The sequence below is a fragment of the Clostridium sp. C2-6-12 genome (assembly GCF_009928485.1).
Lineage (GTDB): Bacteria > Bacillota > Clostridia > Clostridiales > Clostridiaceae > Clostridium.
Map to the genome: position 1 here is coordinate 143,196 of NZ_JAABNP010000008.1, position 21,631 is coordinate 164,826.

A 21,631-nucleotide genomic window follows, 5' to 3' on the forward strand; every position below is an offset into this window, starting at 1 on the left:
AAAATTTCTTTTTTTCACCTATCCTACTATGATTAGTTAATTGTAGCATAAATTGAAAATGTTTGCTATTTAACCAAATAGCTTGTCTATCATATTTGTAAACAATAAAATATACCTTCCTATCTCACTTTCAAAAGAAAAAACTACTGATGAAATTAACGTAATCGGAAATTTTATAGTAGGAGTAATATGTTTAATGATCATACTATAATAGGCTAATATATTCCATAATATTAGCCTACCATATGAATGGAATCAAATGATATCTCACCTTTTCACAATATTCATTATACCCAGATAAATTCTTAGCTAAAAATTTTTCTTCATTAAGAAGCCTAGCTATAATAGTAAATGTTAAAGCTGCTACACTAAGTAAAGCCCAATATGATCCTAATGCAATAGCTGATGCTACCAGCATAAGTATTGCTCCAAAGTACATTGGATGACGAACTATTCCATACATGCCAGTTGATATTACTTTTTGATCTCTATCAACTTCAATTATAGCCGAAGTATAAGTATTTTCTTTGAATACAAGAAATACTATGAAAAATCCTAATATAACAAAAACGTTTGCTAATATACTAATGTACATTGGAATATTTGATAAATTAAAATGATGATCAAGTCCTGCAATAATATACATTGAACAAAAAAATACACTTGCAATTGTTTGTATAACTTTTTGACTCTCTTCCTTTTCAGCTGCTGAGCCAGCATTAAGACGTCGCTCCAAAAGTTTCTGATCCTTTATAAATAAATATATGGTAATCAATATTGTTGAAATAGCAAAAACAAGCAAATAAAGCCAAGCTTGTAGGTACTTAACTGTCCACGCAGGTAAAAAAATCAATGCTCCTATAATAGACAAAAGCATTATAAGTCCAGAAACACTTTTCCCAATCATATTCTTCATATAATCCACCCCAATTATCAGTTTTATTTATAATTATAACCCATTGTTAGGAAGAAAATACGAATGACTTTTGCTAATTACAGAACAGTTCCATATTGCGGGAAAGTTTCGTATTGTGGCATAGCCACTCTTTTTATAAGTGAGAAGTTCTTGATTGCAGCATAGCTGCTTTTTTTAGAGGTGCATGTCTTTTGCCAATGCATTAAGTTTGCTTAGGGTATTCCAATTACGTACAGTTGTTGATACCTTTAATTTATGAAGATTATTAGCAAGTTTTGAATTTCTAATGCTATTATTAAATAAAAGATATACCTCTCTTCCTACAATATAATATTTATCACTTTCACTTCTATAAACATCTAAAACCTCAATGTTTTCTTTCAAAGGATTATGTTTTAGCAATGCAACATATAAACTCTCTGAATCAGATAAAGTCTCTGCTTCTGTTATTTCCTCCTTGGAGAATGGGCAATTTGAAATAATCTTTTCTAACTCTTCAGATGTTCTCAAAATAACTTCTACAGAAATCCCAAAGACTGACTCAATTTCATGTTCAATTTTATAACTTAAAGCTTCTTCTGTTTCATTTGATTTAAATAAAACATTTCCACTTTGAATATATGTTTTTACTTCACAAAGTCCAATTGATTCAAACATTAGTTTCAAATCCGCCATCTTAATTTTATTTTTACCCCCTACATTAATACCTCTTAAAAATGCTATATAAATATTCATATTACAAACTCTCCTTAACATGAAAATTAATCAATCCCAATATATATGAATCAATTATAACACAAATTGTAAATTCCACATTATTTAAAATTTGTAAAACACAAATCATACTAATTGTATTATTCCCACACAAACATATAATTACTTTGCTTATACTTATTATAAATTTTGTTGCAATTATGAACTTATTTGTAAATATCTTTAAATATGTTATAATTAGCATATTATGTATTTAGATTATTTTATTAAAGTAAAAGGAGATTTATCTTTATGAAAGGTTATTTTTATCTTTTAGCAATTGGAGCATATATAATATCATTTTTAATATGCTTTAACATATGTTTAAAATTAGATGTAGAAAAATTTATTAATAGTAAAATAAGCAGAAGAATTGGAATGATTTTAGCTTCATTTATAATAAGTATTGCTGGAGTTTTAATTATTGATAGCTTAAATATTGCAAGAGAATATCAACTTATGGTTAAAGGCTTTTTTGTTTACGGTCCAACAACCTCCCTTTTAGTTTGGGCATTACCTGTAAAGTCAAATCGTAATCAGTCTTGATTAAATATTACTAAAAACATAGAATAAATTGAAATATTGTAGCTTCATATTGAAATTGCAATATTTTTATGGAATAGATTATTATATGTTATTCTTAAATTGATCTGCATGAATAAGAAAAGCTACATTACAAGGTTAGTAATGCAGCTTTTTATTTATTTCCAAAAATAAAATTTTTTTAAGTTAATTATTTTTTTCTAACACATAAATGATATTCATTCCACAATCCAGGGTTCCTTGCAATTTAGTGAAAGCAATTTCTTTTTCTATAACTAGCTTCCAAAATTCTTCATCTTGTCTACAATTCTCTAATGCAGAATCACCAGCTTGTGTAAATAATCCAGCAGAACTTCTCTCTTTTATAGTAACAGGAAAATCTGCAAATAGCTCATCCATTTCTGAACTTCTCATCATATGGACATAGTGCTTACTTGGGACAGGATAGTGCTCTTCATCTTGAATACCTGTATTAAATATCCACTTTGTAGCTTCAATGCCAAATTGATCTTTTTCATACCTAATGCCATCTAAATAATATAGTGATGCACCGATAAAACTCATAGCACCTACAATCAATATTCCACCTGGCTTTAGAACTCTTAACATCTCATTTATACCATCCTTTTCCTTATCTAAAAGATAGTTTATTACTCCTCCAATACACACAATGCAATCAAAAGAGGAATCTTCAAAAGTTCCCATATCCAACACATCTAATACACAAAACATCTTAACTTTATCAAACAATGAAAGTTCTTTCATTTTCGATTTATTAAATTCTATCTGATGTGCAGATATATCTCCTACAGTTAGTTCATTGCACATATTCACAATATCTTTTGTATATCGCCCAGAACCAGCACCTATTTCTAAAACCTTGTAATCTTGAGTAATATAACGCTTTAATATATCCAAATGTACCTGGTAAAGAAGTTCTCCGTGTCCATCTTTTTCAAGACGAGTCCATTCACGGTCTCCATAATTATCATATCTGTTTTTTGGGATTTCGGGGTTGTAACTCATAAAAGCATCTCCTTATCATTATTAAATTTTTGATCGTTATAATGTCACTAATGTCTGTAATGTCGCTTTCATTCATATAACCACCGCCTCTCAAAAAATAAATAGTCTATAGTTGCATTAATTTACTATCAATATTAATTATAGCATATTTTGTAAATATTGTATTACTTATTTTAGAAAGAACATTATTTTAATTGGCTACATCTTTTCTATAATTGATGAATAATTTCTTAGTATGCGTAATACTTAATTTAAAATATTTGCTTTTACAACAACTACTTCATCTACATCATCCAATATTTTCATAAATTGCTTTTCGGCTTCCTTTTCATTTTTCATGCCACATTTGAAGCATATATTTGCCCCATTTTTGCCATATGGTCGTAATTCAGAAATCTCCCCGCAATACTCACATTCTCGTGGCTCTTGCTCTGATATAATAAATTTTTTTCCTTGTTTTTTACTCATTCCTATACCTCACTTTTTTATTTCCTAAAATTTACATTGTTCACTATCTGAAAAGTTATTTCTTTTTAAACAAGGCTGTCCACATGAAGCTTAAACCTTGTAAAGTACCTTCTTTTCCATCTTTATATTTTCTTATCTCTACAACTTCAAAGTCTTTACTAAATATTTGTTCGAGTTTTTCCTTAGTAAAGGCAATGCCCACACGGTGTTTTTCATAATACTCCCTGTCTGTAACTTCATCTGCACATTTTTCTCCTCAAGCAAAACATGTTAAACCAAAGTAAGAACCTTGCTTTAATGATCAGTTTACTTTTTTCATTTTATCCTCTTCTTGACTTAAAATAATTATTACATAATTATATACCATTTTTTATTAATCATAACATATTTTACAAATATATACTATTATTTTTTTCAAAAACACTATTTTTATCAATTACTGCGTCAAATAAGCACATTGTGAAGTAAAGCAACTTCTGATTATGCTTATTATTAGCACTTACGCCCTATGTAAAGTGCATGTCCACATGTTTCAATTATTGCAGGGTTTGTAGAAGTTTTATTTATTAGTTCAATCATCTTGTTGAATAGAGAGATATCTTTTTCAAATAACTCATATAATTTTTCTTCTTTATTATGTCCAAAACTTCTTATTGACCGTAAAAGAATTTGAGTGAAATTATGTTCCCTAAACAGCTTTTCTATTTCCTTTGACTCTGGATAATACCCCTCTTGAAACATCACATTAGCATTATTATGAAATCTTCCAGTTTCAAATACTTCAGATAAGTTATGCTCGTTGACTTGTTGAGGAAAATAGAAGGCACGACTAACAACACCAACTACACCAGTTAAATAAGGGATAAAGCTCGCAAATATAATTCCATTTGGCCTTAACACTCGATAGACTTCTGATATGCATTTGTTTCGTTCATCACTATCTAACAAATGATACAACGGTCCAAATAATATGATAACATCAAAGCTGTTGTCATCATAACAACTTAAATCAATAGCGTTAACGACATCATAACTTTGGAGTGGGGGAATGTTATTTTCCTCGACATATGTTTTTGCTTGTTTAAGTAATCGTTCCGATAAATCAGCAAGTGTAACATTATAACCTTGCTTCGCAAGTTCAATAGAATACTTACCAGCTCCTCCGCCTAAATCTAAGATGCAATCAGATTTGTTTAGATATTGAAGAATAGTATTTTTGCAAATATCATACTCAAGGCGACCTTCTGCGTTTTCTAATCGATGCTGTTCATCAAAGACAGAATAATAAGATTTTATTTTTTCAAAATCAGTCATTCAAGTACCCTCCTATTTAAAAATAATTTTTAGTTCGCACATATTTACTGTTGTTCAACAATATATTAATGTTTTGCAGTATATTTCTATTTAACTCCAATTCTCATTCTGTAACAGAAATCTATTTCAAATTCAGCAGTACCAAAAATATCAATAATTTTCTCTTTAAAAGCCAATATAAATGGATTTATTTCATCTATGTTTGATTTTATGATAGATTGTAGTCCACCTTGGCTTAATGCAATTTCAATAAACCTTTGTGCATTGCAATTTTCAGTGTTTGAAAAAACAATTTCTCTTACATATCGGAAATTTAAACTATTTTTAATGTTAGCAAGATGATTTTCTTTATCAAATTTTACAAAACTGTCTCTAATGTTGGGATATTGGGATTCAATTTCAGTAACTTTCTCAAAAAGTTTTTTATATTCAAATTCTGCTTCCCAATTACATACAGGTGGCCAGTCACAATCATAAACTGCAAAAATACCACCTTTCTTTAATATTCTTGACGCTTCATTTAATGTGGTTTCTGGATTCATCCAGTGAAATGATTGAGAACATGTAATAATGTCTACGGAACTATTTTCTAATCCAGTGTTGTCTGAAAATCCAGAAACAAAATTAACATTTTCTAAATTAGAAGCCTTTTCCCTTGCTAATTTAATCATATCTTTACTGGGTTCTATACCGATGACTTTATTACTTACTCCACTCCAAATTGTTGTGGAAAGACCAGTACCACATCCCAAGTCTACAACAACAGATGGACTTTTCCCTAAATATTTAAGTAATATCTCCTTAACTTTTTCAGGACATTTAGGTCGTGCATTATCATAAACATCAGCAAAGCCCAAAAATCTATCTGCATTTATATGTACATTATTTTTCATAAATTCATCATCCTTTCCAGGTTTATATATAAATTTTCTTCACCATACAATTATGATTTACATGGAAAATTTGAATCAATTGAACTAACACTCCTTGAGTATCAATCAAATTCATGAATGTGTTTCTCCCAATCACCACAATTTCCTAGTTTATCACTTATTTTAAAATAATTATATGGTGCATAAAGAACTGGATCTAATTGTAATAAATCAATCATTTCCATATCCATATTCTTAAATTGTTCTGCAATTTGAATATTCTTAATCTTACCAATAAATATATGACTTCCCTCTAACTCAATGATTTTGCTCACTTCACATTCAAATACCCACTTGCTGCTATCAAGTAATGGTACATTTAAAACACTACCATTATTAAAGTCATAATTTATTTTATTTTTTATACCTTCACTTCCATGTGTACAACCAAAATAATCTGCTAACCACAGCATATCAGTACTCACAAGATTTGCAGAGAACATTTTTGTTCTTTGAATATTTTCTTTTGTTTTTTTCTTCCCACCAATACCAAGCATGATATGTGGACTACCATTCCAGTTGAAGCCAATCCAAGTGATAACGCTGAAGTTAGGTTGATTATCTTCATTATATGTTCCAATTACATACATAGGTTGAGGACAAAATATTTGTTCAGGCAGAATATTAATTTTATTCATAACTTTAATCTCCTTCTTCAATATGGAAAGTCAATTACTACTCAATTATAATTACTATTTTTAATTAAACTATTGTTTATAATAACACTTATTATAACATAATTTACAAAATATCACACATGTCATACATACATTAGCTTTCTATTTTAAGTCTATTATTTTGATATATGGAACACATCAAAATTGAAATATAAAAACAAAAATAACAAGTCAAAAGAAGTTTTCCAATTGACCTGTTATCTCATATATTTCCTAATGAATTCTATTATTAATAAACTCTGTTAAGTTAAAATGCATTAATATTGTTTTCACATCCCATAACCTTTTAGGATCTTTCATTTCTTCTATGCAGCATGAGGATTTTATTTCTGGGTAAGATTCTTTAGTGAAGCATACTTTATTTTTAAATGGCAAAGCGTCAAATTGCTTTATTATTTCATAATTACAGGTTTCATTTTCAGCTAAGATAACTATTAAATCCTCCCAGTTGATTTTATTAATTCTCCTAGTCCATTTTTCAAAGGCTTCTTCTTTGCTTTTATAATGCAAAAAGTATAGCTCAATATCATCTAATCTTCCAATTGGAAATTCTATAGTCATTTTTACATCCTTAAATTCTTCATAATGAATCGAATCTTTAGGATCAATAAATTCTAATTCCTTTGAAAGGTAAAACTTAATATTTGATAATAATTTAATATAATCCTTTGCTAGAAAAAATAAACCAAGGGTAGGAGTTCTATATTCAAGGTTATAATATTGATAAATAAATCCTCCCAAACAATTGTTGCAGATTATACTAAATTTTTCATCTTTTGAGTTTAATGATATTTCTAAACTTGACAGCATATCCCCCTCACTCCATTTTCTTTTATTATTTAATGATGCTCTTCATATTATTTCTATCTAATTTATTTCTCTAATAATATTATTTTAAAAGTCTTTGACAATCCATTGCTTTAGTATCTCTACAAACTGTATATTTATAGCCTTCAAAAACGCTGTTATTCACTACAGGTAAAATGCTAATTGCAAGAGCTTGCCAGCCATGAATCTGCATTATAGCTTCCATTATCATCATATATTCCATAAATGATGACTTGTCCATGTTTCTTACTTCATTTCCAACTTTTGAATCAAAATACATTCTCATCCCCTCAGTCTTTACATGCTTGAAGATTTGAATCCCATCAATTTCTATAGCTTCAACGTGGTTTATAATATCCTGCTGTTTCCATTTACAATTTACTAATACCATAGCAACAACCTCCAACAAGTCATTTTAATTATATGGAAAAATGCTCTTCTAATGATCTTCTGATAACTTCTGATAACTTAGTGACAGCTCACCCAATAACCACGCTTACTTTAAAAGATAATTTTTCGCTTTAGTTTTTCTTATACCTGCAATAATTAATGCTGAAATAATAACAGTACAAAGGTATCTGACAAGTGAATTTGCATATAAGAATGGAATGAATATAGCAATATTAATCATTATTATTTGATGTGAACAATATATTCCTAAACTATATTCTCTACATGCCTTTGAAAACTTAGTTGAAATATTTTTATTATAATTTAGTGCCCAAATAAAAATTAATGGAGCTGCAATTATTGCTGATAAATACATGTTAGCATCTTTAGCTATACCTGTTTTATTTAATACAAAGGTTTCTAATAGCAGTAATGTAATTGAAATAATACATAACACACCAGAATTTTTTATTTTTTCATTTAATTTATACTTATTAACTACTGCACCCAAAGTAACAAATAAAACAGCTTCTGTTATTCCAACTTGAGGCATCATAAATATAGAAACATAAGCAGAATTTAAAGAACTAACCATAGTATTTTCAAAGAATCCATAATAGGTATCACCTGTTGTTCCAAAAAGATATAGTATAGCTCCAATTATAAGAAGTGGAATTATTTTATCCCTCTTTAATAATGGTGAAATTACAAAGATTGTGATTATTAAAGAAGATATATACCAAAGGCTTCCTGTAACTCCTACAAGTAACAATCTCTTAATAAGAAATAAAATAGGAAGATTAAAATTGGTTAAAACCATAGGGAGCAAAGTGATGAACTCTATGACTACCCATGTTAAATATAGGATTAATAATCTTTTTAAGGTTGCTTTTGGTTCCTTCTCTGAATTTATTCTATTGTATAAGAAATAACCTGAAACTATAAAGAAAAATGGCACTGCAAGTCTAGCACCCCCCATACTTGTGGCAATTCTCATATTTTCATTAACAGATTGAAAAGCCATCGTATGAATTGCAGCAACTCCAATAGCAAATACTAAACGTAATACATCCACCATACCAAAGTAACTTGAACTTTTTGTTTCCATACCGTCCATCTCCTTAAATTATATTGGAATACTTCTCTGGTCTTCTTTGGTTAATTGATTAAAATCTTTGTCGTAATAGTAATTTGCTTTATTTATTAATTTAATTTGAAACTGCTTTTAAATCATTTAATAATCTATCAATTAGTTCTGGAGCTAAATTTCTTCTGCTTTTGAATACTTGAATGTAAAAATAGTATTCTTCTTCATTACATATAACTTGCCTCACTTGGTTGTTTCTACTTTTTTTTATAATCACCTTTTGGTTATTTCTTAAAGCATTGAGGCCTTTTGTAAACACCTCTTTAATATATTGATATTTAGTTTCAAGATCCTTTTTAAGCGCTTCATAATTAGGTCCTTTAAGAAAAGTTAATTGAGCATATTCATAATATGCCTTGGTTAAATAAACAGTTTCGAAATCATCATATATTATAAATTCATTATCTTCATTTTTAATTGGTCCAAATACTTTTTCCATTGCAGAGTAAGTTGTTATCCAAACATCTCCAGCTTGTTTTATTTCATCTTGATTAAACTTACCTCTTTCTATTGCTTTTCTTATGGTAGAGCCATTGGCAAGCCCCCATTTTTTAGCTGCTTCAGATAAGGTCATAATTGAATTTAAATCTTTTTTATTTTCTTCATCAACTGTAGCAAACATTGCTTTAATATCTGATTTATCTAACTGTCCATGAAAATGTTTTAATTCTTTTCCATATTGATCATATTGCCTGGACATAACTAAAATACTTTGTTTTTTATATAGTAAATCATAAATGTCATCTATATTTATAATAGGTGTTTTTAACTGTTCATCTTCGCTGCCATATACTACAGCTGGACAAAGTCGTTTGTTTTCTGTGGTAATAATAGTAATACTTATAAAATTCACTCCTTTAATAAATTTTGTCACTATCTGGTGACAATTCTATTGTATACCTTTAAATTTTTAGTTACAAACTTCAAATTGGTTGATTTATCTTTAAAATTAACCTTAAAATTAAATCTAATTGATTATTTCATAATATAGTTATTATTTACTTGAATTCTGTCACTATATCGTGACTAAATTCGTTTAGATAATTATATTACTAAAATATAAAGTAGTACAATTAATTAAAAATACCTATTTATATAATCAAACACTTAACATAAAGAAGCGGAACATAAAATTTAGGCAGAAGTTTTATAACCTCTGCCTAAATTTTGTACTCATTATCCTCTTAATACATTAATTACTGTTGCCTTAGGTCTAGACATAGATTCAATAGAATATCTTATTCCTTGAGTTCCTATTCCAGAAGCCTTTACTCCAAGGAATGGGAAATGATCTGGACCTCTTTCTGTCTTATTATTTACTTGAACTGTTCCAACTTCAAGTTTATCAGCTATATAAAACGCATCATTTATATTTTCTGTGAAAACAGCACTTTGTAATCCATATTCAGATTTGTTTGCTATTTTTATAGCCTCATCTTTATCTTTTACTCTTATAATTGGAAGTACTGGTCCAAATGGTTCTTCCCATGCAAGTCTCATATCTACAGTGACATTATCAAATAGTGTTGGATAAATTAAATTACCCTCTCTATTTCCACCAACAATTAAATCTGCACCTTTTTCTTTTGCATCCTCAATTAATTCAACTACAAAATCTGCAGCCTTAGTATTAATAAGTGGCACTACATCCACATCTTCATTTAATGGATTCCCAACCTTTAGTGTATTCATTTTTTCTTTAACCTTAGCTACTAATTGATCTGCTACTTTATCTACAACTAAAATTCTCTTTACAGCTGTACATCTTTGACCAGAATATGAATACCCACCTGCTACTATATTACTTGCAGCAAGGTCTAAATCTGCATCTTCTAAGACAATGGCAGCATCTTTTCCACCAAGCTCCATAAGTAGTGGAACCATACTAGTTATTTTAGAAATTCTCACACCAACTTCTGTACTTCCTGTGAAATTTACAAAATTAACATTTGGATGAGTAACAATATAATCACCTATTTGACTTCCTTTTCCTGTAATAGTATTTAATACTCCTTTTGGAACTCCAGCTTCTTCAAAGACTCTAGCTAAATACAAACCACATAAACTTCCTTGAGTTGCTGGCTTTAGTACTACTGAATTTCCTGCAACAATTGCTGGAGCTATTTTAGAAGCTGATAAATTTACAGGATAATTAAATGGTGATATTGCAAGAACAACTCCCAAAGGTTCTCTTGTCACTACTGAAATTTTACTTCTATTAAATCCAGGGAAAGAATCTCCTGGAATGCTTTCTCCAGACATATTTTTTGCAGTATCAGCTGTAAATCTTATAAAATCAGCTGTTCTTGAAATTTCTGATTTAGAACTCTTTTTATCCTTACCTATTTCTCTAATCATAATTTCTGCAAGTTCATCACTATTTTCGAGTAGTATATTTGCAGCTTTATAAAGAATTTCAGCACGTTCATTTACAGGCACGTTCTTCCACTTTAATTGTGCTGCCTTAGAAGATTCAAAAACAAAATCAACCTCTTCTTTAGTCATTGCAGGAACTTTCCCAATAAGAGAACCATCTATTGGAGAATTAATTTGTATAAACTCCCCATTTTTACTACTTTCCCACTGTCCATCTATTAAATTTCTAAAAATATTATCTTCACATCTTATACAATTAAACATATTTCCACCTCTATTAAATAAATTATATCAATTAATATTAATTATTAACTAATATTATGATATACTATAATTAAAATAAAATCCATAGTAATTATAAAAAAATTAACAATCTTTATAATTTTCTGTTATTTAAATTATAACCTATTATTAATTTATTCTTAATATATGTTTTATATAATAGTTTTAAACAAATAATTTATTCAAGGAGTGATAAAATGAAAAATTTAAATATTTGTATTGATATTGATGGAACTATAACAGATCCTTATTATTGGTTAAACTATGCAAATGAGTATTTCAATTTAAACATTACTGAGGATCAAGTTACAGAATATGCAATTCACAAAATACTAAATGTTGAAGAAAATGACTACTTAAAATTTTATGAAGAGCTAAAAGTTGAAATTCATAGTAAAGAGCCTTTGAGAAAGGATGTAAAAGAAATTTTAGATATACTTCATAAATACAATAACTTATATTTTGTAACTGCAAGAGAAAAGTCTCTAGAAATTCTAACCTTCTCCTATTTACTAGGCAACGAGATTCCTTTCGATGAAATTTTTGTACTTGGAACTCATAATAAAGTTCCTAAGGCTATTGAACTTAATTGTAATGTCTTTATTGAAGACAGCTATGAAAATGCAATTTCGCTTTCAGAAAATGGTTTTAAAGTCCTATTACTTGATACAAATTATAATAGACTTCCTTTAAATTCAAATATTACAAGAGTTTATAACTGGAATGAAATCTTACAAATTATAAATGAAATAGCAATAGAAAAAGAAGCAATTTAATTTCTGATGGAAGTTAAATTGCTTCTCCTTTATTTTAATCTATTATCTTTAGTAAAGAATGTCCTATATCCAAGTGTTACAAATAAAACAGTACATACAGCCGTACTTCCTAAAATAGCAAGCATAATTCCTATTTGATATTTAATTGCTGTAAGTGGAAAAGTTCCTGAAAGAATCTGCCCTGTCATCATACCTGGAAGAGATACTATTCCCATGGTCAGCATGTTATTCATTGTTGGTAAGATAGCGCTGTCAAAGGCGTTATTTACAAATTGTTTTGTAGCAGCTACAGGTGTAGCGCCTAGCATTAAGGAATTTTCTATTTCAATTCTTTTTTCAGCCATATCACTGCATAATTTATTTGCACCTAGGGCAATTCCTGTCATACTATTACCAATGATCATTCCTGATATAGGTATAAAATATTGAGGATTAAACCATGGACGTACACTTAAAACTACTACTATAAAAAATACAGCTGTTACAAGAGCTCCTAAAACTATGGAAATTGTAATAATACGTTTCAATTCCTTTGACATAGGTATTTTCACTCTTTTAACTATGTTATAAATTGCAAAAGAAATCATTATAACAATCATTAATGAAGTCAACCACCAGCTAGGATTATTAAAAACAAACATTAATACATATCCCATTAAAGTAAGCTGCAAGGTCATTCTTGTTGTAGCAATTAGAATTTCCTTTTCACGTTTAATTCCCCTTGATTTAAAAATAAAGAGCATAATTAAAACAAATACATAGGCAATGGAAAGCTGAAAGACTGAAAGATTCATTACTGCATTATTCATTGTAAGCCTCCGTTACTTTTCCCTTTTCAATTCTTATTATTGAATCAGGAAACTTTTCTGCTATTTGTTCAGAATGAGTTACCATAATGAGTTCTTTATTATTTTCCAAAACAAATTTAGTGAAATTATCTATAATAAATAATTCTGTTTCTTTGTCAAGAGCTGCTGATGGTTCATCTAAAAGATAAGTATCTGCATCCATTAACATTACTCTAGCAAGGCATAATCTCTGCTTTTCACCACCAGAAAGATTTGCACAGCTATCATTTATGGGTTTGTTTAATTCAACTCTTTCAAGTACTTCCTTCATTGCACTTTGGGAAGCTGGAAGCTTTTTTGAAAATTCTAAACCAATCTGCAAATTATCTTCTATTGTACCACTATAAATTACAGGAGTTTGTCCAAGCATAACCACTTTTCTTCTTAATTTTATAGTATCAATTTTTGAAAGTTCTAGATCATTGTAAACAATTGCACCTGAATCAGGCACATTTAAACAATTTAACATTCGAAGTAGAGTTGTTTTTCCACTTCCAGAACTACCTAAAATACATGTAATAGGTTTATTTATATATAAAGAAGGAATGTCTAATATATTTTTGAATTTTATATTAGTTAATTTAAACATTTCTTTTTCACTTCCTTTTAACATATGTTGATTACTTTTTATCATGGGTGAACAGGAACCTGATTTTAATTTTTCACTGCCACCATATTTTTACGTAAAAAATCCCTATAATAATTATATCAATTACTATAAGGATTTCCATTATAGATTAGTTAAAATTAATTAACTTTAAGAATTTTTTACAAGTCCAATTGCTACTCCAAGAAAGCTAAACTGCTGATCTTCTATGATTATAGGTTCATAATGTTCATTTTCTGGAGTAAGAGTAATTTTCCCATCAATAACCTTATAGGTTTTTAAAGTAGCTTCACCTTCAATATCTACTGCTACTATATCATGGACTTTAGGCATGTTTTGTTTGCTTATTACAACATAATCTCCATCATATATGTTTTTATTTATCATAGAGTCACCTTTTACCTTAAGCATAAAGACATCTTTGGTACTTCTAATCCATTCCTTTGGAAGTGAATAATTATCTTCAACAGAATCATTCATTAGTATTGGATTACCAGCAGCAATTTCATTAAATACTGGAATGCTTACAACATTTTCAGCTTTTTCTTCAGTTCCATCATATTCAATATAAATATCATCTTCTGCACCTGAATCCTTAAAAAATCTATGAGAAATATTTCTCTTTAAATCTATGTAAAGAGTAGTATTAGCATTCATAGCAGAATTAGATTTAACAGCTTTTGTCTTAGCTTTTTCCTTTGCTGGTAACTGAATAATTTCAGGTTCTATATTAACTTCCTCAGTATAAATAGTACTTAATGTAACACTTTTCCCCTTCATATCATACCCAAGGTTAGCAAATGAACGTCCTTTTGCAATATAACCATAAGGATTATTGCCTGCCATAGTATTAAATATAAAAGTTAAGCTAGAATAATTTTTTTCATTATAAATTGCTTTTAATAATTCTAATTGAACCTTAGTTAACTCTTGGCAGTTATCTATACAAATATGAGTATACTTTTTACTAGGCTTCTTTATTGCCTCTTTTAAAGCTAAAAGCGCTATATCTTGGCTATCTATTTTATTAATTTTCTTTAAGTTATTATTGTACTCAACTAATACTTCATGAATAGCTTGTCTTTGTTTTGAATTTTTTCTTAGACTTTTAGGTGCTCCAGAGCAATTGCTCACTCTTGAAGGTCTATAAGCATTTTGATATTCTTCAAGCTTCAAATAATTACAAGCTTTAATCCATATAATTTCTTCTTTAATGAAATCAAAAAATTCACTATTTAAAATTTTAATCTTTTTCTTTGAATAGTTTTCTCTTATAACACTTATAGCGTTTTTAAGCTCATTTTCAATTTCATCATAAGAAGCAACATCAAATTTTTTCTTATGAGTGTTATTATATTGATTAAAATAATATGTTACTAATGAAGTTAATAGGTTCATTTCTAATTTATCACTATTATCTGTATCAAAAAAACTGCTTTGATGATATTTTTCCTGTTCTATATTTTCATAAATAAAGGCTATCTTTTTTATATTTTCTTCACTAGAAGCTGTTATTAGCACTCTATCATCTTTAGAAATACAATATTTATTAAGTAATGACGGAATTTTATTTACAAACGCAGTTGTTTTACCTGTTCCAGATATACCTTTTATTAATAAATGACCATTTGGCTTACCATTAATTATTTTTCTTTGTCCTCTATTAAATTCCATGTTATCCTCCTTCCATTCTTCTTTAGATTTATAATATATATTTAGCATTTCACCTATGATTCAAATGAAATGTCCATAATTTAAATTTTATTTTTTATCCTAATGAAAATATTAAATTATTTTGTAATTATACTATATTTTTTAATTGTATGTAAAGGTTAGATAAATCATATTCCTAGTGATTTAAAGTGATTAAGCCAATCATATAATTAAATTTTATATATTTTTCACAAATACAGCAAACACACAGCCATTGTTTTAGTGAAATAAAGTATGTATAATTAACAAAGGAAAACTTGGTAACTAAAGTTAAGTACTTTGTAGTGGTAAAACACGAGAGGAGAATAAAATGAAACCTAATATGATATTTTTTGACATTGATGGAACCTTACTTAGCGAAAAGACATTTACTGTTCCAGAAAGTGCAAAAGAAGCTATAAGAAAGACCCAAAATAATGGACATCTTGTATTTATAAACACAGGCAGACCGATTTTAGAAATTGATGATTGTATTAAAGAGCTTGATTTTGATGGATATGTTTGTGGATGTGGTACATACATAGAATTTAAGAATAAAGAACTATTTTATAGAAGCTTAGGAGTAGATTTTTCTAAGAAAATTGTAAAAAAACTTCGTGAATGTAATATTGATGCTATTTTAGAAGGTAAAAAAGGTGTTTATTACGATGCTGATGAAAAAATAATATCTAGTGAAGTCCTTAGGATTAAGAAACGTCATACTGATGTAGGCTTCTACACTGGACAAACCTTTGATGATGCTGACATAGATTTTGATAAATTAGTTATTTGGACAAATGAAAGCAGCAACTTTGATTCTTTCCATAAAGAATTTGAAAATACACTAGAGTTTATACATAGAGGTGAAGGTTTTTATGAATTAGTTCCACTAGGATATTCAAAAGCCTCAGGAATTCAATATTTAATGGAACATTTAGATATTCCTCATGAAAATACATATGCTATTGGCGACAGTACTAATGATTTATCTATGCTTGAATATGTAAAAAACAGTATTGCTATGGGAAATAGTCATCCTAGCTTATTTGATTTAGTTTCATTTGTAACAAAGGATGTTGAAGAAGATGGAATAAAACATGCTCTAAAACATTATAGTATAATATAAAATAAGTAACTAAGTACTCAAATTTCTAAATATAAACAGTAGATAATTTTGTGGTAAAACAGAATTATCTACTGTTTTTATAGTGATACATTCTTGGTGTGCTTAATTAGTTGCGTATTACAGGAAAATTCCTTACTGTGAAAAAATCCGTATTGCAGAAAAGATACATATTGTTGCATAGCTGCTCTTTTTATAGGTGATAAGATCCGTATTGCAGCATAGCTGCTCTTTTTATAGGTGCTTATCTTTTAAGATGTATACGTATTTATATAGTACTTTTGATAGTCTCCTGAAGTTACATTATCAAGCCATTTAATATTATTTAAATACCAATTAATGGTCTTTTTTATTCCCACTTCAAAGGCGGTTTCAGGGTACCAGCCTAATTCATCTCTTATTTTATCTGGAGCTATGCCATATCTTCTATCATGGCCTTTTCTATCCTCCACATATTTGATCAAATTTTCAGTTACAGCTTTATCAAGATTTTCATTTATAAACGAAATAATTGTTTTGACTATTTGCATATTTGTTCTTTCGTTATGGCCTCCAATATTGTATACTTCACCTATTTTCCCATTATTGATTACCATATCAATAGCTTTACAATGATCTTCTACATATAACCAATCTCTAATATTCATCCCATCTCCATATACAGGAATATCTTTATGATTAAGACAATTATTAATTATTAATGGAATTAGTTTTTCAGGAAATTGAAACGGGCCATAATTGTTTGAGCATCTTGTAATATTTACAGGCATTTTATAGGTATCATAATAAGCTTTAACCATTAAGTCTGAACTTGCTTTACTTGAGGAATAAGGGCTATGAGGATTTATTGGTGTTGTTTCTACAAAGAAGCCTTCTGGTGCTAAAGAACCATAAACCTCATCTGTAGATACATGAAGAAATTTAACGCCTTCCTTAAATCCATCTTTTTCTTGCCAAGCCTTTTTTGCAGCATTGAGTAAATTTACTGTACCTAGCACATTTGTTTTAGCAAATATTTCAGGTTCCTTTATACTTCTATCAACATGTGACTCTGCTGCAAAATGAACAACATAATTTATTTCATTTGAATCAAAGAGATTATTTATTAAGTCTTTATCACAAATATCAACTTTAATAAAAGTATATCTGCTATCATTTTCTATTGATTTAAGGTTTTCTAAATTCCCTGCATAAGTTAGTTTATCTAAATTTATAATTTTAATATCTTTATATTTATTAAGCATATATAAAATAAAATTTGAGCCTATAAATCCAGCTCCACCAGTAACTAAATATGTCTTCATTTTACACCTTCTTTACTTTTCTAACTTATTTATAAATGATTTTAGAGCCTCTTTCCAAGTTCTCATTTCATCGCCAACAGTATTTCTAAGCATCATATTATCCATAGAGGAATATTTCGGTCTTTTTGCTAAAGTTTTATATTCTTCTGATATGCAAGGTCTTACTTCACATTTTTCTCCTGAAAGTTCAATTATTAGTTTTGCAAATTCATACCATGTACATTCACCTTTACCTGTACAATGATATATACCGTACTCTTCCGTGTTTATTATCTTTAATATATGATATGCTAAATCATTTGCATTTGTAGGGCTGCCCTTTTGATCATTTACAACCTTTATATAATTGTTATCTTTAGCAAGTTTTCTCATTGTATAAACAAAATTATGACCTGAAAATCCATAAAGCCATGCTGTTCTTATTATAAAATACTTTGAAGAAAATTCTCTAATATAATTTTCACCTAAAAGTTTTGTTTTTCCATAAACATTACATGGACATGTTAAATCATATTCAGCTAATGGTATTTTAGAACTTCCATTAAATACATAATCAGTTGAAATTTGAACTATTTTTGCTCCAATTTTATCACAAGCTATAGCTAAATTTCTAGGACCAATTGAATTTACTTTAAAGGCTGTTTCCATCTCTATTTCACATTTATCAACATTTGTGGCTGCTGCGCAATTAATTAATACATCTGGCTTTAACGTATTTATTTTCTCTTCAACCTGCTGCAAATTAGTTATATCTAATTCTTTCAAGTCCATTGGAATAATTATGGATTTTCTGATATTTTCTGGTATTTCTCCTAAGTCTGCTCTTCCACTTTTCAAAATGTCTTGAAGTTCACTTCCTAACTGACCTTTTGAACCTAATATTAATATTTTCATGATATAAGTCACACCTCTTTTAATAACATATTAAAATCCGCATATTTACTTAAATCTAATTCTCTTAAACTAGGATGATTTTTATCTTTATCGGATAAAATTATATTTTCTACCATATGAATTGGCCAATTAATATTTAAATTTTTATCATCCCATTTAATTCCACCATCATATTCTGGGGCATAAAAATCAGTACATTTATAATTAAATATAACTTCATCTGATAATACTAAAAATCCATGAGCAAATCCTTTTGGAACATATAACTGCTTTTTGTTTTCTTCATTTAAAATAAAACTTTCCCATTTGCAATAGGTTTTAGATCCAATTCTTAAATCTACTACCACATCAAAAATTTCTCCCTTAATTACCCTTACTAGCTTTCCTTGACTATGCTTTTTTTGAAAATGAAGCCCTCTAAGAACTCCTTTTTTTGATTTAGATTCATTATCTTGAACAAAATCAATGTTAAGTCCAGCTTCTAAAAACTCATTTTTATTGTAGGTTTCCATAAAATAACCTCTTTTATCTCCCCAAACTTTAGGTTCAATTATATAAACCCCTTCAATTTGGGTTTTAATGAAATTACTCAAATTTACACCTCTCATTAAATTCATGCTGTAATTATTCTATTTTATTTTTCTACCTTCAACTTCCTCAACTATATTAATTAAATAGTCTCCATACCCATTTTTCATTAATGGCTTTGCAAGGTCAATAACCTGATTTGAATTTATCCATCCTTTTCTATAAGCAATTTCTTCAATACACGCAATATATGTTCCTTGTGTATTTTGAACTGCTTCAACAAAATTAGAAGCTTGAAGCATGGAACTGTGAGTTCCTGTATCAAGCCATGCCATTCCTCTTCCTAGTAATTGAACCTTTAAAGTTCCTTCTTTCATATAGCATTTATTTAAATCAGTTATTTCTAACTCTCCTCTAAATGAGGGTTTTAATTTCTTAGCTTTTTCAACAACTGAATTATCATAAAAATAAAGACCTGGTACAACATATTTTGATTTAGGTATTTCTGGTTTTTCTTCTAATGAAATGACTTTTCCATCTTTATCAAATTCCACTACTCCAAAGGATTTTGGATTCTGAACATAATATCCAAAAATACATGCACCCTTTTCTATAGCTGCAGCTTCTTTTAAATGATCCGAAAAGCTTTGTCCATAGAAAATATTATCTCCAAGTACCATTGCAACATTGTCTTTGCCTATAAATTCTTCTCCAATTAAAAATGCTTCTGCAAGACCATTAGGTTTTTCTTGAACTGCATAACTAATATTTAATCCCAATGTTTTTCCATCTTTAAATAATTCTTCATAATCAACTATATCTCTTGGTGTTGAAATAATTAATATATCTCTTATTCCAGCAAGCATTAAAACTGACATTGGATAATAAATCATCGGTTTATCATATATAGGAACCATTTGCTTTGAAATAGCTTTAGTTACTGGATATAACCTTGTTCCAGACCCTCCAGCTAGTATTATCCCTTTCATCTTATCCCTTCTTTTACATATATTATATTAACTTTTTCGTATGCCTAATTAACACTTATATAATATTAGCCTATCTATTAAAAAGTGACTTATTTAGTAATTATCAATAAATATTTTTTAACTAATCTCGGTATATTAGGAAAAATAAATTAACACAAGATAGTTAAGGATAAAGTGTAACATATTATGACAACAACCATACAATGTAATATCACGTTATTGGTTTTAAAGGAGGTAAAGATTCACTGTGGGACACAATAGTTATTTTGATGATGAAAGAAATGATATAATAGATGACCAGGAAAGAAATCACTTTCACGATGATTGTGATGATAGAGATGATGATATTTGCTTATTAGGATTGCTCGAATCAATAGATAGAAGAAAATGCCATTGTTGCGAAGGACCTCAGGGTCCTCAAGGTCGTCGTGGGCCTCAAGGACCTCAAGGACCTCAAGGTGCTCGTGGCTTCCAAGGGCTCCAAGGTCCTCAAGGTACACAAGGTAGTCAAGGTGTTCGTGGATTCCAAGGCGTTCAAGGTCCTCAAGGAGCTCTAGGTTTTCAAGGTGTTCAAGGTCCTCAAGGTAGTCAAGGTGCTCGTGGATTCCAAGGCGTTCAAGGTTCTCAAGGACCTCAAGGTGCTCTAGGTTTCCAAGGTATTCAAGGTTCTCAAGGATCTCAAGGTGCTCGTGGCTTCCAAGGTATTCAAGGTCCTCAAGGCGCTCAAGGTGCTCTAGGTTTCCAAGGTATTCAAGGTCCTCAAGGCGCTCAAGGTGCTCTAGGTTTCCAAGGTGCTCAAGGTAGTCAAGGCACTCAAGGTGCTCTAGGTATTCAAGGTTCTCAAGGTGTTCAAGGCGCTCAAGGTGCTCTAGGTTTCCAAGGTATTCAAGGTTCTCAAGGCTTCCAAGGTGACCAAGGTGACCAAGGCGCCCAAGGTAGTCAAGGCTTCCAAGGTTCTCAAGGTGACCAAGGAGCTCAAGGCTTCCAAGGTGTTCAAGGTTTCCAAGGTGACCAAGGTTCTCAAGGCGCTCAAGGATCTCAAGGATCTCAAGGATCTCAAGGTTCTCAAGGTTTCCAAGGTGACCAAGGATCTCAAGGTAGTCAAGGTGCTCAAGGATCTCAAGGAACTCAAGGTTTCCAAGGTGACCAAGGTTCTCAAGGTGCTCAAGGTTCTCAAGGTTTCCAAGGTGACCAAGGATCTCAAGGTAGTCAAGGTGC

The 21,631-nt window shown here is 29.4% G+C and carries 23 protein-coding genes and 1 pseudogene; 4 read left to right on the forward strand and 20 right to left on the reverse strand.

The genetic code is table 11. The features are described 5' to 3' along the window. Window positions 1–238: 238 nt before the first annotated feature. A complete protein-coding gene (locus tag GXK56_RS08900) occupies window positions 239–916 on the reverse strand; it encodes an isoprenylcysteine carboxylmethyltransferase family protein (protein ID WP_160687113.1) in 678 nt (225 codons plus the stop codon). A 174-nt stretch (window positions 917–1,090) separates the two neighbouring features. Beyond that, a complete protein-coding gene (locus tag GXK56_RS08905; protein ID WP_160687114.1) occupies window positions 1,091–1,651 on the reverse strand; it encodes a DUF1697 domain-containing protein in 561 nt (186 codons plus the stop codon). 270 nt (window positions 1,652–1,921) lie between these two features. Between GXK56_RS08905 and GXK56_RS08910 the strand changes: the two genes are divergently transcribed. After that, window positions 1,922–2,215, forward strand: a complete 294-nt coding sequence (locus GXK56_RS08910) for a hypothetical protein (RefSeq protein ID WP_160687115.1) — start codon at window positions 1,922–1,924, stop codon at window positions 2,213–2,215. 183 nt (window positions 2,216–2,398) lie between these two features. Here GXK56_RS08910 and GXK56_RS08915 read toward each other — a convergent pair whose 3' ends face one another. From GXK56_RS08915 to GXK56_RS08965, 11 genes are all read right to left on the reverse strand, one after another. After that, the gene (locus tag GXK56_RS08915) at window positions 2,399–3,238 is read right to left on the reverse strand and encodes a class I SAM-dependent methyltransferase (RefSeq protein WP_160687116.1); all 840 of its coding nucleotides are present in this window, start codon (window positions 3,236–3,238) and stop codon (window positions 2,399–2,401) included. Between the two features lie 246 nt (window positions 3,239–3,484). Then, a complete protein-coding gene (locus tag GXK56_RS08920) occupies window positions 3,485–3,706 on the reverse strand; it encodes a hypothetical protein (RefSeq protein ID WP_160687117.1) in 222 nt (73 codons plus the stop codon). A 55-nt stretch (window positions 3,707–3,761) separates the two neighbouring features. Beyond that, window positions 3,762–3,908: a hypothetical protein gene (locus tag GXK56_RS08925; RefSeq protein WP_160687118.1), complete on the reverse strand. Its 147-nt coding sequence runs from the start codon at window positions 3,906–3,908 to the stop codon at window positions 3,762–3,764. A 290-nt stretch (window positions 3,909–4,198) separates the two neighbouring features. Then, window positions 4,199–5,020: a class I SAM-dependent methyltransferase gene (locus GXK56_RS08930; protein ID WP_160687119.1), complete on the reverse strand. Its 822-nt coding sequence runs from the start codon at window positions 5,018–5,020 to the stop codon at window positions 4,199–4,201. A gap of 86 nt (window positions 5,021–5,106) precedes the next feature. Next, window positions 5,107–5,913, reverse strand: coding sequence for a class I SAM-dependent methyltransferase (locus GXK56_RS08935; protein WP_160687120.1), 807 nt, complete (start codon window positions 5,911–5,913; stop codon window positions 5,107–5,109). 101 nt (window positions 5,914–6,014) lie between these two features. Further along, a complete protein-coding gene (locus tag GXK56_RS08940) occupies window positions 6,015–6,590 on the reverse strand; it encodes a flavin reductase family protein (protein WP_160687121.1) in 576 nt (191 codons plus the stop codon). Between the two features lie 252 nt (window positions 6,591–6,842). Beyond that, window positions 6,843–7,439: a DUF1919 domain-containing protein gene (locus GXK56_RS08945; protein ID WP_160687122.1), complete on the reverse strand. Its 597-nt coding sequence runs from the start codon at window positions 7,437–7,439 to the stop codon at window positions 6,843–6,845. Between the two features lie 79 nt (window positions 7,440–7,518). Continuing rightward, window positions 7,519–7,848, reverse strand: coding sequence for a hypothetical protein (locus tag GXK56_RS08950; protein ID WP_160687123.1), 330 nt, complete (start codon window positions 7,846–7,848; stop codon window positions 7,519–7,521). A 105-nt stretch (window positions 7,849–7,953) separates the two neighbouring features. Then, on the reverse strand, window positions 7,954–8,955 hold the full coding sequence (locus GXK56_RS08955; RefSeq protein ID WP_160687124.1) for an acyltransferase: 1,002 nt from the start codon (window positions 8,953–8,955) through the stop codon (window positions 7,954–7,956). 100 nt (window positions 8,956–9,055) lie between these two features. Then, the gene (locus tag GXK56_RS08960) at window positions 9,056–9,838 is read right to left on the reverse strand and encodes a helix-turn-helix domain-containing protein (RefSeq protein ID WP_160687148.1); all 783 of its coding nucleotides are present in this window, start codon (window positions 9,836–9,838) and stop codon (window positions 9,056–9,058) included. Window positions 9,839–10,170: 332 nt separating this feature from the next. Beyond that, entirely contained in the window at window positions 10,171–11,634 is a 1,464-nt protein-coding gene (locus GXK56_RS08965) for an NADP-dependent glyceraldehyde-3-phosphate dehydrogenase (protein ID WP_160687125.1), read from the reverse strand. Between the two features lie 215 nt (window positions 11,635–11,849). Here GXK56_RS08965 and GXK56_RS08970 point away from each other — a divergent pair, with 215 nt between their 5' ends. Continuing rightward, window positions 11,850–12,428, forward strand: coding sequence for a hypothetical protein (locus GXK56_RS08970; protein ID WP_160687126.1), 579 nt, complete (start codon window positions 11,850–11,852; stop codon window positions 12,426–12,428). Window positions 12,429–12,457: 29 nt separating this feature from the next. Here the strand turns inward: GXK56_RS08970 and fetB are convergent, their stop codons facing one another. The 3 genes from fetB to lexA all read right to left on the reverse strand — a co-directional run bounded on the left by fetB (window position 12,458) and on the right by lexA (window position 15,557). Beyond that, window positions 12,458–13,237 carry an iron export ABC transporter permease subunit FetB gene (gene fetB / locus GXK56_RS08975; protein ID WP_160687127.1) on the reverse strand — a complete coding sequence of 260 codons (780 nt, stop codon included), beginning with the start codon at window positions 13,235–13,237 and terminating at the stop codon, window positions 12,458–12,460. After that, complete coding sequence (locus tag GXK56_RS08980; RefSeq protein ID WP_160687149.1) at window positions 13,230–13,865, reverse strand: ATP-binding cassette domain-containing protein; 636 nt, start codon at window positions 13,863–13,865, stop codon at window positions 13,230–13,232. Before GXK56_RS08980 ends, fetB begins: the two co-directional genes overlap by 8 nt. A gap of 168 nt (window positions 13,866–14,033) precedes the next feature. Then, window positions 14,034–15,557, reverse strand: coding sequence for a transcriptional repressor LexA (lexA, locus tag GXK56_RS08985; RefSeq protein ID WP_160687128.1), 1,524 nt, complete (start codon window positions 15,555–15,557; stop codon window positions 14,034–14,036). 349 nt (window positions 15,558–15,906) lie between these two features. Here lexA and GXK56_RS08990 point away from each other — a divergent pair, with 349 nt between their 5' ends. Beyond that, window positions 15,907–16,701, forward strand: coding sequence for an HAD family hydrolase (locus GXK56_RS08990; RefSeq protein ID WP_160687129.1), 795 nt, complete (start codon window positions 15,907–15,909; stop codon window positions 16,699–16,701). Between the two features lie 248 nt (window positions 16,702–16,949). Here GXK56_RS08990 and rfbB read toward each other — a convergent pair whose 3' ends face one another. Genes rfbB through rfbA form a run of 4 tightly spaced genes read right to left on the reverse strand, consistent with a single transcriptional unit; the run spans window position 16,950 to window position 20,413 of the window. After that, complete coding sequence (gene rfbB / locus GXK56_RS08995; RefSeq protein WP_160687130.1) at window positions 16,950–18,002, reverse strand: dTDP-glucose 4,6-dehydratase; 1,053 nt, start codon at window positions 18,000–18,002, stop codon at window positions 16,950–16,952. Window positions 18,003–18,014: 12 nt separating this feature from the next. Then, window positions 18,015–18,896, reverse strand: coding sequence for a dTDP-4-dehydrorhamnose reductase (gene rfbD / locus GXK56_RS09000; protein WP_160687131.1), 882 nt, complete (start codon window positions 18,894–18,896; stop codon window positions 18,015–18,017). Between the two features lie 8 nt (window positions 18,897–18,904). Next, window positions 18,905–19,513 carry a dTDP-4-dehydrorhamnose 3,5-epimerase gene (gene rfbC, locus GXK56_RS09005; protein WP_243156066.1) on the reverse strand — a complete coding sequence of 203 codons (609 nt, stop codon included), beginning with the start codon at window positions 19,511–19,513 and terminating at the stop codon, window positions 18,905–18,907. Window positions 19,514–19,525: 12 nt separating this feature from the next. After that, window positions 19,526–20,413: a glucose-1-phosphate thymidylyltransferase RfbA gene (gene rfbA, locus GXK56_RS09010; RefSeq protein ID WP_160687132.1), complete on the reverse strand. Its 888-nt coding sequence runs from the start codon at window positions 20,411–20,413 to the stop codon at window positions 19,526–19,528. 247 nt (window positions 20,414–20,660) lie between these two features. Here rfbA and GXK56_RS09015 point away from each other — a divergent pair. Further along, window positions 20,661–21,631: pseudogene (locus GXK56_RS09015) on the forward strand (collagen-like protein); the annotation flags it as partial.

Coding starts and splice junctions, on each gene's coding strand:
- GXK56_RS08900 (WP_160687113.1), bottom strand. CDS start 916: ATGAAGAATATGATTGGGAAAAGTGTTTCTGGACTTATAATGCTTTTG.
- GXK56_RS08990 (WP_160687129.1), top strand. CDS start 15,907: ATGAAACCTAATATGATATTTTTTGACATTGATGGAACCTTACTTAGC.
- GXK56_RS08970 (WP_160687126.1), top strand. CDS start 11,850: ATGAAAAATTTAAATATTTGTATTGATATTGATGGAACTATAACAGAT.
- GXK56_RS08915 (WP_160687116.1), bottom strand. CDS start 3,238: ATGAGTTACAACCCCGAAATCCCAAAAAACAGATATGATAATTATGGA.
- GXK56_RS08965 (WP_160687125.1), bottom strand. CDS start 11,634: ATGTTTAATTGTATAAGATGTGAAGATAATATTTTTAGAAATTTAATA.
- GXK56_RS08955 (WP_160687124.1), bottom strand. CDS start 8,955: ATGGAAACAAAAAGTTCAAGTTACTTTGGTATGGTGGATGTATTACGT.
- GXK56_RS08940 (WP_160687121.1), bottom strand. CDS start 6,590: ATGAATAAAATTAATATTCTGCCTGAACAAATATTTTGTCCTCAACCT.
- GXK56_RS08920 (WP_160687117.1), bottom strand. CDS start 3,706: ATGAGTAAAAAACAAGGAAAAAAATTTATTATATCAGAGCAAGAGCCA.
- GXK56_RS08950 (WP_160687123.1), bottom strand. CDS start 7,848: ATGGTATTAGTAAATTGTAAATGGAAACAGCAGGATATTATAAACCAC.
- GXK56_RS08980 (WP_160687149.1), bottom strand. CDS start 13,865: ATGTTTAAATTAACTAATATAAAATTCAAAAATATATTAGACATTCCT.
- GXK56_RS08930 (WP_160687119.1), bottom strand. CDS start 5,020: ATGACTGATTTTGAAAAAATAAAATCTTATTATTCTGTCTTTGATGAA.
- fetB (WP_160687127.1), bottom strand. CDS start 13,237: ATGAATAATGCAGTAATGAATCTTTCAGTCTTTCAGCTTTCCATTGCC.
- GXK56_RS08935 (WP_160687120.1), bottom strand. CDS start 5,913: ATGAAAAATAATGTACATATAAATGCAGATAGATTTTTGGGCTTTGCT.
- rfbD (WP_160687131.1), bottom strand. CDS start 18,896: ATGAAAATATTAATATTAGGTTCAAAAGGTCAGTTAGGAAGTGAACTT.
- rfbC (WP_243156066.1), bottom strand. CDS start 19,513: ATGAATTTAATGAGAGGTGTAAATTTGAGTAATTTCATTAAAACCCAA.
- GXK56_RS08910 (WP_160687115.1), top strand. CDS start 1,922: ATGAAAGGTTATTTTTATCTTTTAGCAATTGGAGCATATATAATATCA.
- rfbB (WP_160687130.1), bottom strand. CDS start 18,002: ATGAAGACATATTTAGTTACTGGTGGAGCTGGATTTATAGGCTCAAAT.
- rfbA (WP_160687132.1), bottom strand. CDS start 20,413: ATGAAAGGGATAATACTAGCTGGAGGGTCTGGAACAAGGTTATATCCA.
- GXK56_RS08905 (WP_160687114.1), bottom strand. CDS start 1,651: ATGAATATTTATATAGCATTTTTAAGAGGTATTAATGTAGGGGGTAAA.
- lexA (WP_160687128.1), bottom strand. CDS start 15,557: ATGGAATTTAATAGAGGACAAAGAAAAATAATTAATGGTAAGCCAAAT.
- GXK56_RS08945 (WP_160687122.1), bottom strand. CDS start 7,439: ATGCTGTCAAGTTTAGAAATATCATTAAACTCAAAAGATGAAAAATTT.